General features: G+C 61.7%; 13 protein-coding genes and 4 tRNA genes. 15 read left to right on the plus strand and 2 right to left on the minus strand.

Going from position 1 to position 14,421, the window contains the following annotated elements; all coding sequences use genetic code 11:
* The first annotated feature begins 34 nt into the window (after positions 1–34).
* The 7 genes from J3P77_RS08500 (at position 35) to J3P77_RS08530 (ending at position 2,703) form a co-directional block, all read left to right on the plus strand.
* Positions 35–110 (plus strand) — tRNA-Ala (locus J3P77_RS08500).
* A gap of 76 nt (positions 111–186) precedes the next feature.
* A tRNA-Glu gene (locus J3P77_RS08505) sits at positions 187–262 on the plus strand.
* Between the two features lie 52 nt (positions 263–314).
* A tRNA-Ala gene (locus tag J3P77_RS08510) sits at positions 315–390 on the plus strand.
* Positions 391–435: 45 nt separating this feature from the next.
* Positions 436–511: transfer RNA gene (locus J3P77_RS08515), tRNA-Glu, on the plus strand.
* A 179-nt stretch (positions 512–690) separates the two neighbouring features.
* Positions 691–1,152 (plus strand): acyl-CoA thioesterase, encoded by a 462-nt coding sequence (locus J3P77_RS08520; RefSeq protein WP_434681065.1) that lies wholly within the window; start codon positions 691–693, stop codon positions 1,150–1,152.
* 29 nt (positions 1,153–1,181) lie between these two features.
* Complete coding sequence (locus tag J3P77_RS08525; protein WP_434681066.1) at positions 1,182–2,150, plus strand: tRNA dihydrouridine synthase; 969 nt, start codon at positions 1,182–1,184, stop codon at positions 2,148–2,150.
* A 100-nt stretch (positions 2,151–2,250) separates the two neighbouring features.
* Entirely contained in the window at positions 2,251–2,703 is a 453-nt protein-coding gene (locus tag J3P77_RS08530; RefSeq protein WP_434681067.1) for an Hsp20 family protein, read from the plus strand.
* Positions 2,704–2,758: 55 nt separating this feature from the next.
* On the opposite strand, the gene J3P77_RS08535 is transcribed toward J3P77_RS08530, so the two are convergent.
* Positions 2,759–4,924, minus strand: coding sequence for a putative bifunctional diguanylate cyclase/phosphodiesterase (locus J3P77_RS08535; protein WP_434681068.1), 2,166 nt, complete (start codon positions 4,922–4,924; stop codon positions 2,759–2,761).
* Between the two features lie 66 nt (positions 4,925–4,990).
* Complete coding sequence (locus J3P77_RS08540) at positions 4,991–5,869, minus strand: LysR family transcriptional regulator (protein ID WP_434681069.1); 879 nt, start codon at positions 5,867–5,869, stop codon at positions 4,991–4,993.
* A gap of 142 nt (positions 5,870–6,011) precedes the next feature.
* Between J3P77_RS08540 and leuC the strand changes: the two genes are divergently transcribed.
* From leuC to dgoD, 8 genes are all read left to right on the plus strand, one after another.
* A complete protein-coding gene (gene leuC, locus J3P77_RS08545) occupies positions 6,012–7,451 on the plus strand; it encodes a 3-isopropylmalate dehydratase large subunit (protein ID WP_434681070.1) in 1,440 nt (479 codons plus the stop codon).
* On the plus strand, positions 7,448–8,089 hold the full coding sequence (gene leuD / locus J3P77_RS08550; protein ID WP_434681071.1) for a 3-isopropylmalate dehydratase small subunit: 642 nt from the start codon (positions 7,448–7,450) through the stop codon (positions 8,087–8,089). Before leuC ends, leuD begins: the two co-directional genes overlap by 4 nt.
* A gap of 145 nt (positions 8,090–8,234) precedes the next feature.
* The gene (locus J3P77_RS08555) at positions 8,235–8,999 is read left to right on the plus strand and encodes a class I SAM-dependent methyltransferase (RefSeq protein WP_434681072.1); all 765 of its coding nucleotides are present in this window, start codon (positions 8,235–8,237) and stop codon (positions 8,997–8,999) included.
* Positions 9,000–9,069: 70 nt separating this feature from the next.
* Positions 9,070–10,152, plus strand: coding sequence for a 3-isopropylmalate dehydrogenase (gene leuB / locus J3P77_RS08560; protein ID WP_434681073.1), 1,083 nt, complete (start codon positions 9,070–9,072; stop codon positions 10,150–10,152).
* Between the two features lie 70 nt (positions 10,153–10,222).
* On the plus strand, positions 10,223–11,335 hold the full coding sequence (gene asd / locus J3P77_RS08565; protein WP_434681074.1) for an aspartate-semialdehyde dehydrogenase: 1,113 nt from the start codon (positions 10,223–10,225) through the stop codon (positions 11,333–11,335).
* A gap of 196 nt (positions 11,336–11,531) precedes the next feature.
* Positions 11,532–12,536 (plus strand): 2-dehydro-3-deoxygalactonokinase, encoded by a 1,005-nt coding sequence (locus tag J3P77_RS08570; protein WP_434681076.1) that lies wholly within the window; start codon positions 11,532–11,534, stop codon positions 12,534–12,536.
* Position 12,537: 1 nt separating this feature from the next.
* Positions 12,538–13,170, plus strand: a complete 633-nt coding sequence (locus J3P77_RS08575) for a 2-dehydro-3-deoxy-6-phosphogalactonate aldolase (RefSeq protein ID WP_434681077.1) — start codon at positions 12,538–12,540, stop codon at positions 13,168–13,170.
* Positions 13,171–13,203: 33 nt separating this feature from the next.
* Positions 13,204–14,352 (plus strand): galactonate dehydratase, encoded by a 1,149-nt coding sequence (gene dgoD, locus J3P77_RS08580; protein ID WP_434681079.1) that lies wholly within the window; start codon positions 13,204–13,206, stop codon positions 14,350–14,352.
* The last annotated feature ends 69 nt before the right edge of the window (positions 14,353–14,421 follow it).

A 14,421-nucleotide genomic window follows, 5' to 3' on the forward strand; every position in this document is an offset into this window, starting at 1 on the left:
ACTCACGCTTAACATGCGCCCCGTCCACTGATGTGGGGCTATAGCTCAGCTGGGAGAGCGCCTGCATGGCATGCAGGAGGTCAGCGGTTCGATCCCGCTTAGCTCCACCAAATTTCAGGTTCAAGGCCAGGTAACACGGGGGTCTTGAACAGATCGGAATCCAGCATCCGATCAGAAAGAAGGTTTGTCCCCTTCGTCTAGTGGCCTAGGACACCGCCCTTTCACGGCGGTAACAGGGGTTCGAGTCCCCTAGGGGACGCCAGTTTCACCGAGTGATGCCGCAAGGTTGATCTCCGCCGCAGGGCGTTAAATTCGGGGCTATAGCTCAGCTGGGAGAGCGCCTGCATGGCATGCAGGAGGTCAGCGGTTCGATCCCGCTTAGCTCCACCAATTTGCCAGGGTTCGCCAACAGGCGGATCTGACAGAAGGTTTTGCGTCCCCTTCGTCTAGTGGCCTAGGACACCGCCCTTTCACGGCGGTAACAGGGGTTCGAGTCCCCTAGGGGACGCCACGATTTCTCGCTCTGCGAGACCAAGGGTCATTCGATTATTGAATGGCCCTTTTGTTTTTCCGGGGTTTTATTTCCTTCCTTTTTTACAACCTGATCGCGGGCAAGCGCGCTCCTACGACGCGTCTGAGCCTGCGCCACGCTACACTCCCGCCACGTGAATCCATTAAACAGGAGCGAGCATGGTCTGGGATCTGGCAACGCCTTTCGTCATTGACCTGGTGGTCGGCGCAGAGGACATCGACGGGCTGGGGCACGCTAATAATGCGGTCTATGTCACGTGGCTCGAACGCTGCGCCTGGCGGCATTCTCAACAGTTGGGCCTTGATCTGACCGAGTATCGTCGTCTGGATCGTGCCATGGCCGTGGTCCGGCACGAGATCGATTACCTCGCCAGCGCCTATGAAAACGACGAGCTGGAGTTGGCGACCTGGATCGTCGACTGGGACCGAAAGCTGAAAATGAGCCGGCGCTTCCAGTTACGACGACCAGCCGATGGCGCAACGCTGCTGCGCGCGCAAACCACTTTTGTCTGCATCGAACTTTCCACCGGTCGCCCCAAGCGCATGCCTGCCGAGTTCATCGACGGCTATGGTTGCGCGATGACAGACGGCAGCGTTTCCAATATGGCCTCGGCCCAGTAAACTGCCGGACTTTTTTCGAGTGTGTCCCCATGCAAATTGCTCTGGCGCCCATGGAGGGGTTGGTCGACGACATCCTGCGTAATGTGCTGACCCGCGTCGGCGGCATCGACTGGTGTGTGACGGAATTCATCCGGGTGACCGAGCGGGTCATGCCTGCCGCGTACTTCTACAAGCTGGCGTCGGAGCTGCACACTGATGCAAGGACGGCGGCCGGCGTGCCGTTGCACCTTCAGCTGCTGGGTTCGGATCCGGTATGCCTGGCGGAAAACGCGGCGTTTGCCTGTGAGCTGGGCGCGCCGGTCATGGATCTCAATTTCGGTTGCCCGGCCAAGACCGTCAACCGTTCCCGTGGCGGCGCCGTCCTGCTCAAGGAGCCGGAGTTGCTGAACTCCATCGTCGAGCATGTGCGCCGCGCCGTGCCCCAGGCGATCCCGGTCACCGCCAAGATGCGCCTGGGTTTCGACAGCACCGATCTTGCGCTCGACTGCGCGCGGGCGCTGGCCGATGGCGGGGCGGAGCGAATTGTCGTGCACGCTCGCACCAAGGTGGATGGTTACAAGCCGCCCGCGCACTGGGAATGGATTGCGCGTATCCAGGACGTGGTCAAGATCCCTGTTGTCGCCAACGGCGAGATCTGGACGGTGGACGACTGGCGCCGCTGCCGGGAAATCTGCGGCGCGCGCGATATCATGATAGGCCGCGGGCTGGTGGCGCGCCCCGATCTGGCACGGCAGATCGCCGCGGCGCAGGCGGGCGATGACATTGTCGAGATGACCTGGGCAGAGCTGCAACCAATGTTGCGCACTTTCTGGCGTGACTGTCTGGCGAAGATGACCCTGGTCCAGGCACCGGGCCGGCTCAAGCAATGGCTGGTCCTGCTGACCAAGAGCTATCCCCAGGCCACAGCCTTGTTCGATGTTCTGCGGCGCGAAACCGACTGCGACCGTATCAGTGCGCTGTTGGGTTATTCACCCGACGAACGGTCGCTTGAAGCCTGAAAAAATCCTCTTGAAAAGCGAATGACCGTCCCTATCTTCGGGATTAAGCGATGCCGCTAGCGGGTCGCTTGAACTACTCGCTGATTACAGGAGAATTATCATGACGACTGCATTTTCTCTGGCTCCACTGTTTCGTCACTCAGTGGGCTTCGATCGCTTCAACGACCTGTTCGAAACCGCAGGCCGTAGCGACTCTACCAGTGGCTACCCTCCTTACAATGTGGAGCGGCATGCCGATGATCAATACCGCATCGTGATCGCCGCCGCCGGTATGCAGGAGGAAGACCTGGACTTGCAGGTCGAGAAGGGTGTGCTGACCGTGACTGGCAGCAAGCGTGAACGCGAAGCGGACAACGTGACTTATCTGCACCAGGGCATTGCTCGCCGTGAGTTCAAGCTGGCATTCCGGCTGGCGGACAATATCGAAGTGAAAGGTGCCGATCTGGCGCATGGCCTGCTGAGCATCGATCTGGTGCGTAACGTACCGGAAGAGGCCAAGCCAAAGCGTATCCCGCTCAACACCCAGAAAGTCCTGTCGCAAAACGCAGGCTGATCATCGTTAAACAGAAAGGGCGCCATTCGGCGCCCTTTCTGTTTGACGCGCGGCATCAATCGACTTGCATGTGCTCGTTCAGCCGCAGCAGGGCTTCGAAGTCGGCCAGGACCAGCGGTTCGCTGAACAGGTAGCCCTGATAGCAGTGGCAACCCAGTCGCTGCAGAAATTCCAGCTGTTCCGCGGTCTCAACCCCTTCGGCAACCGCGGTCAGGTTCAGGCTTTGGGCCATGGCGACGATCGTGCGAATGATCCCCGCGTCGTTGGGGTCGGTCGCCGCATCATGGATGAACGACTGATCGATCTTCAGCGTATCCACCGGCAGTCGTTTGAGATAGGTCAGCGAGGAGTAGCCGGTGCCGAAATCGTCCATGGCAAAACTCACTCCCAGCGCTTTCAGGCGACGCATCTTGGCGATGGTGTCGTCCAGGTTGCGGATCACGATACCCTCGGTGATTTCGAGCTTGAGCATGTCCGCCGGTAGCCCATGGGCCTGCAGGCTGCGCTGAACGCGTTCGACAAACTCGCTCTGACGAAATTGCCGCGGGCTGATATTGACTCCCATCAGGAAACTTCCGGTCCGTATGAGGCCGCTGTGCAGCAACCGGCCTGCGGTGCGGCACGCCTCGTCCAGCACCCATCCGCCCACTTCCAGGATCATGCCGCTTTCTTCCAGAATCTGCACAAATTCGCCGGGTGTCAGCAAGCCGTGCTCCGGGTGCTGCCAGCGCAGCAGGGCTTCCGCGCCGTTGATCTGTGTGGTGCGCGCGTCTACTTGCGCCTGGTAGACCAGCCTGAGTTCATTACGGGCAAGCGCCATACGTAGGTCGTTTTCCATGCGCAGGCGCTGGCTGACGACCTTTTGCATCGAGGCCTGGAAGAACTGCGTAGTGTTGCGTCCGGTGTCCTTGGCTCGATAGAGCGCGATGTCGGCACGCTTGAGCAGGTCGGCGGGCGTCGCCCCATGATCGGGGATCAACGCGACGCCGATGCTCGGCGTGACTTGCAGGCGGTGGCCGTCGAGAAACATGGGCTCGGCGAGCAGCTCGCGCAGCATGTCGGACTGCTCGCGAACCTGCTGCTCGACTTTCTCTCTTGAGCCTTCCAGGCCGCAGATCAGCACAACGAATTCGTCACCGCCCAGCCGCGCGACGGTGTCTTCGACACGAACGCTCGCTTCCAGACGGGCTGTGACTACCTTAAGCACGCTATCGCCCAACGGGTGACCGAGCGAGTCGTTGATGTGCTTGAAGTGATCCAGATCCATGAACAGCAGCGCGCCACGCAAATTGTGGTGCTTGAGCAGCGACAGCTGTTGGCTGAGACGGTCCATCAGCAGGGCGCGGTTGGGCAGGTTGGTCAGCGAGTCGTGATAAGCCAGGTGACGGATCTGCGCCTGCGCGTTTTTCAACTGGCCGATGTCCCTTGCAATCATCAGCAGGCAGGCGGTTCCGTCCAGAGTGATGGTTTCCACCGAGACGTCGAGGATCAGCGGCGCGCCGCTCTTGTTGCGGCCGGTCATCTCGCGGTGATGCACCGCTCCGGACTGCCGCAACTGTTCGATCATCTGCCGTCGCTGATCCGCGTCGCTCCAGATGCCGATATCGAACGCGGTGCGCCCCAGCACCTCCTGAGCGCTGAACCCGGTCAGGCGGTAGAAACCCTCGTTGACCTCCAGGTAGCGGCCCGATTCCAGTTCGGTGATGGTGATCGAGTCAGGGCTTGAGTGGAACGCCTTGGCGAACTTCTGTTCACTGGCCTCCAGTGCCGCCTGCGCCTGTTGCTGGGTGATATCGAGCAGCGTGCCGGCCAGCCGCAGCGGCGCGCCGTGCTGGTCGTGATACAGGCGGGCGCGGATTTCCAGCAGGCGCCAGGTTCCGGCGCCCGGCTGGAAGCGATAGGTGAGCTGGAAATGGTCATCCCGGCCACTGAGCAGCGTTCGCCAGGCGCGGCGCATGCGGTCGCGCTCCTGCGCTGGAACACTCGCGAAGAACGTGCCGAAAAAGTCATGAAACGGCTCCGCTGCCATGCCGTGCAGTTGCGCGGCGCGGGCTGAGGCATGGAGCATGCCGCTTGGGATGTGCCAGTCCCAGATGCCCATCTGCGCGGAACTCAGGGCCAGGTCCAGGCGATCTCGGGTTTCCCTGAGCGCCTGCTCGGCACTGGTGGGTTCGCCGTGGCCGGCCGTCCGGATGCTGAAACTGTCCACTGGGTCAGGCATGTGATCACGAGCCTTCAGGCAATAAAGCCGGTAATACGATCGTCTACACCTCACGCAGCGCTTGCATCAGGAAGTCTGCGGCTGTGCGTCCAATAATTTCATGAATGCCTTCGCGGCATTCGAAAGTGTGCGTTCCGTGTGCAGAATGTAGCCTAGCTGGCGTTTGAGCTGTACGCCCGGCAATGGGATGCGCGCGACCTGCTCGTCGAGCATCGTGCGCGGCAGGACACTCCAGGCCAGACCGATGGAAACCATCATTTTGATGGTCTCCATATAGTTGGTGCTCATGGCGATGTTGGGCTTGAGCCCCTGCGCGTCGCACAGCGCACTGACGATGTGGTGAGTGAACGTGTTGCCGCCGGGAAACACTGCGGGATAACCGACGATGTCCTCCAGCCGCATCGGCCCGCTGTTGGTCAGCGGATGTTCTGGCGCCGCGACGAAGTCCAGCGGATCGTCCCAGACCGGCACTGCGCGCACCAGAGCATGGGGGTCGGGCGCCAGGGTAATGACGGCAAGCTCCGCCCGGCCGTGGAGGATTTCTTCGTAGGCCACTTCCGAATCGAGGAACTGGATGTCCAGCGCCACGCCGGGATAGGCGCGGGTGAACTCGCGCAATACCGGCGGCAGGCGGTGCAGACCGATGTGATGACTGGTGGCCAGCGTGAGACGACCGCTGACTTCGCCGGTCAGATTGGTCAGCGCGCGACGCGTGTCGTCCAGCACGTTGAGGATCTGATAGGCCCTGGGCAACAGCGCGCGTCCTGCCTCGGTAAGGCTGACTTCACGGCCGAGCCGGTCGAACAATCGCACGTTCAGTTGCTGCTCCAGGCCGGCGATTCGCTTGCTGATCGCCGGCTGGGTCAGATGCAGGCGCTCGCCGGCACCGGAAAAACTGCCTGTTTCGGCGATGGCAATGAAAGCATTGAGGTTGGCCAAGTCCATGGTGGGATTCCAGTTGGTTATCCAAACTATGAAAATTATGAATTTGAGTTATTTAAGCATATTCCATAGCATGACCGCACAAGCCAAAGGGTCATCGCATGATTGCCCAAGGCATAGAAAAAGCTGATGAGGAAGTCATCCAATGGCCGGCAAAACGCTTTACGACAAGCTCTGGGATTCGCATTTGGTCAAACAGCGCGACGACGGTTCGGCGCTGATCTACATCGACCGCCACATCATTCACGAAGTGACGTCGCCGCAGGCGTTCGAAGGCCTGCGTCTGGCCGGCCGCAAGCCTTGGCGCATCGACTCGATCGTCGCCACGCCGGATCACAACGTGCCGACCACCGCCGAGCGCAAGGGCGGTATCGCTGCCATTGAAGACCAGGTATCGCGTTTGCAGGTCCAGACGCTCGACGATAATTGCGACGAGTACGGCATCACCGAATTCAAGATGAACGACCCGCGTCAGGGCATCGTCCACGTGGTCGGTCCGGAGCAGGGCGCTACCTTGCCGGGTATGAGCGTGGTATGCGGCGACTCGCACACCTCGACCCACGGCGCTTTTGGCGCGCTGGCCCACGGCATCGGCACTTCGGAAGTCGAGCACGTGCTCGCTACCCAGTGCCTGGTCGCCAAGAAAATGAAAAACATGCGGGTATCGGTTGAAGGCCGCTTGCCGTTCGGCGTGACCGCGAAAGACATCGTGCTCGCGGTGATCGGCAAGATCGGCACCGCCGGTGGCAACGGTTACGCCATCGAGTTCGCCGGCAGCGCGATACGCGACCTGTCCATCGAAGGCCGCATGACCATCTGCAACATGTCCATCGAGGCGGGCGCACGGGTCGGCATGGTAGCCACCGATGAGAAAACCATCGAGTACGTCAAGGGCCGTCCGTTTTCGCCCAAGGGCGCGGAATGGGACATGGCGGTCGAGGTCTGGAAGGATCTGGTGTCCGACCCGGACGCAGTGTTCGACGCCGAGGTTGTGCTCGACGCGGCGCAGATCAAGCCGCAGGTGAGCTGGGGCACGTCGCCGGAAATGGTGCTGGCCGTGGATCAGAACGTCCCGGACCCGGCCGCCGAGCCGGATCTGGTCAAGCGTGGCTCCATCGAGCGCGCGCTCAAGTACATGGGTCTCAAGGCCAACCAGCCGATTACCGATATCCAGCTGGATCGGGTATTCATTGGCTCCTGCACCAATTCGCGGATCGAAGATCTGCGCGCCGCAGCCGCGATCGCCAAGGGTCGCAAAGTGGCGGCAACCATCAAGCAGGCGCTGGTGGTACCGGGTTCGGGGCTGATCAAGGAACAGGCCGAGAAGGAAGGGCTGGACCGAATCTTCATCGAAGCGGGCTTCGAATGGCGCGAGCCGGGTTGCTCCATGTGCCTCGCCATGAACCCCGATCGCCTGGGTTCCGGCGAGCATTGCGCGTCGACCTCCAACCGTAACTTCGAAGGGCGCCAGGGCGCCGGTGGCCGCACTCACCTGGTGAGTCCTGCGATGGCCGCTGCCGCCGCGGTGCAAGGCCACTTCATTGATGTTCGCGATCTGATCCAGCCACAAGGAGCCCAAGCATGAAAGCCTTTACTCAGCACAGCGGCCTTGTCGCACCTCTGGATCGTGCCAACGTCGATACCGACCAGATCATTCCCAAGCAGTTTCTCAAGTCGATCAAGCGCAGCGGCTTTGGCCCGAACCTGTTCGACGAGTGGCGCTATCTGGATGTCGGCCAGCCTTATCAGGACAACTCCAAGCGTCCGCTGAATCACGACTTCGTGCTCAACCATGAGCGTTATCAGGGCGCCAGTGTGTTGTTGGCGCGCGAGAACTTCGGTTGCGGCTCCAGTCGTGAACACGCTCCCTGGGCGCTGGAAGAATACGGTTTCTGCGCGATCATCGCTCCCAGCTATGCCGATATCTTTTTCAACAACAGCTTCAAGAACGGCCTGCTGCCGATCATCCTCGACGAAGATGAGGTCGATCAGCTGTTCAAGCAGGTGGAGGCCACGCCCGGTTATCAGCTGGCCATCGATCTGCAGGCGCAGACCGTGACCCGGCCCGACGGCAAGGTGCTGAGTTTCGAGATCGATGCGTTCCGCAAGCATTGCCTGCTCAACGGTCTGGATGACATCGGCCTGACGCTGGTGGACGCCGATGCCATCGCCACCTTCGAGAGCAAACACCGCGCCAGCCAGCCGTGGTTGTTCCGCGACTGATTCCACACGCATCCTCGTCTCTGTGGGAGCGGACTTGTCCGCGAAGAGGTCAGTCCAGCCGCTGCATGTGTATGGGCTGGCAATATGTCTTCGCGGACAAGTCCGCTCCTACAAAAGGTAGGCCGTATTTTCAGGGAGATACAGCATGACCAGCTCCGCTCACGCCCAAGTGGTACAACGTCAATTCGGAGAGCAGGCTTCGGCCTATCTGAGCAGCGCCGTGCACGCGCAAGGTGCCGAGTTCGCGCTGCTACAGGCCAAAGTGGCGGGGCGTGGCGAGGCTCGGGTGCTGGATCTGGGGTGTGGCGCCGGGCATGTGAGTTTCCATGTCGCGCCGGCGGTCGGTGAAGTGGTAGCGTACGACCTCTCGCAGCAGATGCTCGACGTGGTCAGCGCCGCCGCTGCCGACCGGGGCCTGAGCAACGTTCGGACCGTCAATGGCGCAGCGGAGCGTTTGCCCTTTGGCGAGGGCGAGTTCGACTTCGTGTTCAGCCGCTACTCGGCTCACCACTGGAGCGATCTGGGTCTGGCTCTACGGGAAGTGCGCCACGTGCTCAAACCGGGCGGCGTGGCGGCGTTCATCGATGTGATGTCGCCGGGCAGCCCGCTGCTGGACACCTATCTGCAGAGCGTCGAAGTGCTGCGCGATACCAGCCACGTACGGAATTACTCCGCCGGCGAATGGCTGCATCAGGTCAGCGACGCCGGCCTGTTCCCGCGCAGCCACGCTCGTCAGCGTCTGCATCTGGAATTCGGATCATGGGTGGAGCGCATGCGCACGCCTGAAGTCATGCGGCTGGCGATTCGCGCGCTGCAAAAGGCCATGGGCGCCGAAGTGCGCCAGTATTTCGAGATAGCCGAAGATGGCTCGTTCAGCACCGATGTCCTGGTGCTCTGGGCCGAACGGTAGATCGCTCGGCTGGACCTATTGAATATGACGGGCGTCGCAAGCGGCGCCGATGCACAACATCGAGGAAGTTATGAGCAAGCAGATTCTGATTCTCCCAGGCGACGGTATCGGTCCGGAAATCATGACCGAGGCGGTCAAGGTTTTGGAGCTGGCGAACGAGAAATACCAGCTGGGTTTCGAACTGAGTCACGACGTGATCGGCGGCGCGGCCATCGACAAGCACGGCGTGCCGCTGGCCGATGAAACCCTGGACCGCGCCCGCGCAGCCGATGCCGTGCTGCTGGGCGCGGTCGGCGGCCCCAAGTGGGACGCCATCGAGCGCGATATCCGTCCTGAGCGCGGTCTGCTGAAAATCCGTTCGCAGCTGGGCCTGTTCGGCAACCTGCGCCCAGCCATTCTGTATCCGCAACTGGCGGATGCATCGAGCCTGAAGCCGGAAATCGTCGCCGGCCTGGATATCCTGATTGTCCGCGAGCTGACCGGCGGCATCTATTTCGGCGCGCCGCGCGGCACCCGGGAGCTGGAAAACGGCGAGCGTCAGTCGTACGACACCCTGCCATACAGCGAAAGCGAAATCCGCCGAATCGCCCGGGTCGGCTTCGACATGGCCATGGTTCGTGGCAAGAAGCTATGTTCGGTGGACAAGGCCAACGTCCTGGCGTCCAGCCAGCTGTGGCGTGAAGTCGTGGAGCAGGTCGCCAAGGACTATCCTGAAGTCGAGCTGAGCCACATGTATGTCGACAACGCCGCCATGCAACTGGTACGTGCGCCCAAGCAGTTCGATGTGATCGTGACCGACAACATGTTCGGCGACATTCTGTCGGATGAAGCTTCGATGCTGACCGGCTCCATCGGTATGCTGCCGTCTGCTTCGCTGGATGCCAATAACAAAGGCATGTACGAGCCTTGCCATGGTTCGGCGCCGGACATCGCCGGGCAGGGCATTGCCAACCCGTTGGCGACCATTCTGTCAGTCTCGATGATGCTGCGTTACAGCTTCAACCTCAGCGAAGCCGCCGATGCGATCGAGAAGGCCGTCAGCCTGGTTCTGGACCAGGGGCTGCGCACCGGCGACATCTGGTCGACCGGTACTGTGAAGGTCGGAACGCAGGAAATGGGCGACGCAGTAGTCGCCGCGCTAAGGAATCTGTAATCTCTCTGGCCCGCCGGCTGCTGTATATGACGCAGGCGGTGGTCCCACTTTTATTTAAGGTGTTGTTGCGATGAAACGTGTAGGTCTGATCGGTTGGCGTGGCATGGTCGGTTCCGTGCTCATGCAGCGGATGCGGGAAGAGCAGGACTTCGACCTCATTGAGCCAGTGTTCTTTACCACTTCGAATGTCGGTGGCCAAGCCCCGTCGGTGGGCAAGGACGTTGCGCCTCTGAAGGATGCGTACAGCATCGACGAACTGAAAACCCTCGACGTGGTACTGACCTGTCAGGGCGGCGACTACACCAACGAGGTGTTCCCCAAGCTGCGCGAAGCCGGCTGGCAGGGTTACTGGATCGATGCCGCATCCAGCCTGCGCATGCAGGATGACGCCGTGATCGTGCTGGACCCGGTCAACCGCAAGGTCATCGACCAGCAGCTGGACGCCGGCACCAAAAACTACATCGGTGGCAACTGCACCGTCAGCCTCATGCTGATGGGCCTGGGCGGTCTGTTCGAGGCTGGCCTGGTGGAGTGGATGACCGCCATGACTTATCAGGCCGCGTCCGGTGCCGGTGCGCAGAACATGCGCGAGCTGATTCGCCAGATGGGCGCGGTGAACGGCTCGGTGGCCGATGACCTGGCCAACCCGGCCAGCGCCATCCTTGATATCGATCGCAAAGTGGCGGAAGCCATGCGCGGCGACGCGTTCCCGACCGAGAACTTCGGCGCACCGCTGGCCGGCAGCCTGATCCCGTGGATCGACAAGGAACTGCCTAACGGTCAGAGCCGCGAAGAGTGGAAGGCCCAGGCTGAAACCAACAAGATCCTCGGTCGTTTCAAGAGTCCGATCCCGGTCGACGGCATCTGCGTGCGCATCGGCGCCATGCGTTGCCACAGCCAGGCGCTGACCATCAAGCTCAACAAGGATGTGCCCATCGCGGACATCGAAGGCCTGATCAGCCAGCACAACCCGTGGGTCAAGCTGGTGCCAAACCACCGCGAAGCCAGCATCCAGGAGCTCAGCCCGACTGCGGTCACCGGCACCATGAGCATTCCGGTCGGGCGTCTGCGCAAACTGAACATGGGTTCGCAATACCTGGGCGCCTTCACCGTAGGCGACCAGCTGTTGTGGGGCGCGGCCGAGCCGCTGCGCCGCATGCTGCGGATCCTGCTGGAGCGTTGATCCTTCTGCTGTAACGCTGCACGTAAAAACGCCCCTTTCGAGGGGCGTTTTTTTATGGGCGTCTTTCAGCTGTGGACGCCCTGGACCCGTAGTTGACATCCCTATATGTGGGATCACAAATTACATATTGAGATTTGTTTGAGAATGAGCTTATAGTCGGCGCGCACTCACTTTCAAAAAAACAACAGGTGAAGCAATGCAGGCGCAATTGATCGCGCTCGATTGGGGGACGACCTCACTTCGGGCTTATCGACTTGGCGAGCGAGGCCAGGTTTTGCAACAACGCGCCCTCGGCGCGGGCATCATGCAGTTGCCCACCGCGCCCCGGCAGATTGCCGGGAAACAGTGCGACGACGGTTTTGAACTGGCGTTCGACGAAGCGTGTGGTGACTGGCTCGACGCGCAGCCCGATTTGCCGGTGATTGCCTGCGGCATGGTCGGCAGCGCCCAGGGCTGGCGCGAGGCCGTCTATCGCGAAACGCCAGCCAGCGTCGACGAACTGAGCGCCGCATTACAGACAGTCCGCAGCACGCGCGGCGTGACGGTGCACATCATCCCCGGCGTCCTGCAGCGTTCGGCCTTACCTAACGTGATGCGTGGCGAAGAAACTCAGGTGCTCGGCGTTCTTGCCTCGCTGCCTGACGATCAGGCCAATCGTCCGCTGCTGATCGGGCTGCCCGGCAGTCATTCCAAGTGGGTCGAGGTCGTCGAAGGCCGCATTGTGCACTTTGATACCTTCATGACCGGCGAGGTCTATGCCGCCTTGTGCGCGCACACCATTCTGGGTCGCACCATGCAGCGCAGCGACAGTCTGGATACCGTGGCCTTTGATCGCGGACTGGCGGTTGCGCTGTCCGCAGACGGCGCGGCCGGCCCGCTTTCGACCATCTTCAGCACTCGAACCCTTGGGCTGACCAGCCAGCTGGAAGCCAGCGCCCAGCCGGACTACCTGTCCGGGCTGCTGATCGGCCATGAGCTGTCGGCGCTGGCAACCCTCCAACAACAACGTCGACAACCCTTGCCGGCGGTCATTCTGATCGGCAGCGAGCCACTTTGCGCCCGGTATTCACGGGCTCTGGCCGCTGCCGGCTTTCCCGAAGTGACACTTGCCGAACAGGCTACCGAGCGTGGCCTGTGGCAGGTGGCGGTGCAGGCCGGGCTGATCCCGGGTGTCCGGACAACTACTCCAAGCGAGGCGTGAAATGCTTAAACAAGCACTGAAAGAAAACGGCCTGGTCGCCATCCTGCGCGGGCTGCGCCCCGAAGAAGCACCAGCCGTCGGCGATACGCTGTACCAGGCGGGTTTCCGCGTCATCGAGGTGCCGCTCAACTCACCGCAACCACTGGACAGCATCGGCCTGCTGCGCCAGCGGCTGCCGGCTGACTGCCTGATCGGTGCCGGCACTGTGCTGACGCCCGAGCAGGTGACGCAGGTCAGGGACGCAGGCGGGCAGGTGATCGTCATGCCGCACAGCGATGCCAAGGTGCTACGCGCGGCCAAGGCTGCCGGGCTGTTCCTGTCGCCAGGCGTGGCCACGCCGACCGAGGCGTTCGCCGCACTGGCCGAAGGTGCCGATGTACTCAAGCTGTTCCCCGCCGAGCAGATGTCACCCGCCGTGGTCAAGGCGTGGCTGGCCGTGCTGCCCGCTGGAACTGTATTGCTTCCGGTCGGCGGTATCACGCCGGACAACATGCGCGCGTTCGTCGAGGCAGGCGTCAAGGGTTTCGGTCTGGGCTCCGGCCTGTACAAGCCTGGCATGACGGCCGCTGACGTGCAGGACCGGGCCACTGCCTACGTCCGCGCATGGCGCGAGCTGACCGGCTCTGCAAACTGACATTTCCCCAAGATCAATAAGAGAACTGTTCCCATGAAAATCACTCGCCTGACAACGTTCATCGTTCCTCCCCGCTGGTGCTTCCTGAAAGTCGAGACCGACGAAGGTGTCGTCGGCTGGGGCGAGCCGGTGGTCGAGGGTCGTGCCCACACCGTGGCGGCCGCCGTTGATGAGTTATCCGACTACCTGATCGGCAAGGACCCACGCAATATCGAGGACATCTGGACGGTCTTGTATCGCGGCGGTTTCTACCGTGGTGGTGCAGTGCACATGAGTGCGCTGGCCGGCATCGACCAGGCCTTGTGGGACATCAAGGGCAAGGCGCTGGGCGTGTCGGTCAGCGACCTGCTCGGCGGTCAGGTGCGCGACAAGATCCGCGTCTATTCATGGATCGGTGGCGACCGTCCGGCGGACACTGCGCGCGCGGCGCGTGAAGCGGTGGATCGCGGCTTTACCGCCGTGAAGATGAACGGCACCGCCGAGCTGCAGTTCCTCGATACCTTCGACAAGGTCGATCTGGCGCTGGCGAGCGTGGCGGCCGTGCGCGATGCGGTCGGCCCGAACGTCGGTATCGGTGTGGATTTCCATGGTCGCGTTCACAAGCCGATGGCCAAGGTTCTGATGAAGGAGCTGGACCCCTTCAAGCTGATGTTCATCGAAGAGCCGGTCCTCAGCGAAAACTACGAAGCCCTCAAGGAGCTGGCGCCGCTGACCAGCACCCCGATCGCGCTGGGCGAGCGCCTGTTCTCGCGCTGGGACTTCAAGCGCGTGTTGAGCGAAGGCTATGTGGACATCATCCAGCCCGACGCCTCTCACGCCGGTGGCATCACCGAAACCCGCAAGATTGCCAACATGGCCGAAGCCTATGACGTGGCGCTGGCCCTGCATTGCCCGTTGGGGCCGATTGCGCTGGCGGCATGTCTGCAGCTCGACGCGGCCTGCTACAACGCCTTCATCCAGGAGCAGAGCCTGGGCATTCACTACAACGAGAGCAACGATCTGCTCGATTACGTGAAGCATCCGGAAGTCTTCGACTACGACAAAGGCATGGTGAAGATTCCGAACGGTCCGGGCCTTGGCATAGAGATCAACGAGGAATACGTGAAGGAGCGCGCGGCCATCGGCCATCGCTGGCGCAACCCGATCTGGCGCCACGCCGACGGCAGCTTCGCCGAGTGGTGACAGCACGCTGACGGGGGCGTCGCGCCGCAACGCCTTGCTTCAAAGGGGCGGCGCGGCGCGAAGTTCCGA

The organism is Pseudomonas sp. R1-18 (genome assembly GCF_051132095.1).
Taxonomy (GTDB): domain Bacteria; phylum Pseudomonadota; class Gammaproteobacteria; order Pseudomonadales; family Pseudomonadaceae; genus Aquipseudomonas.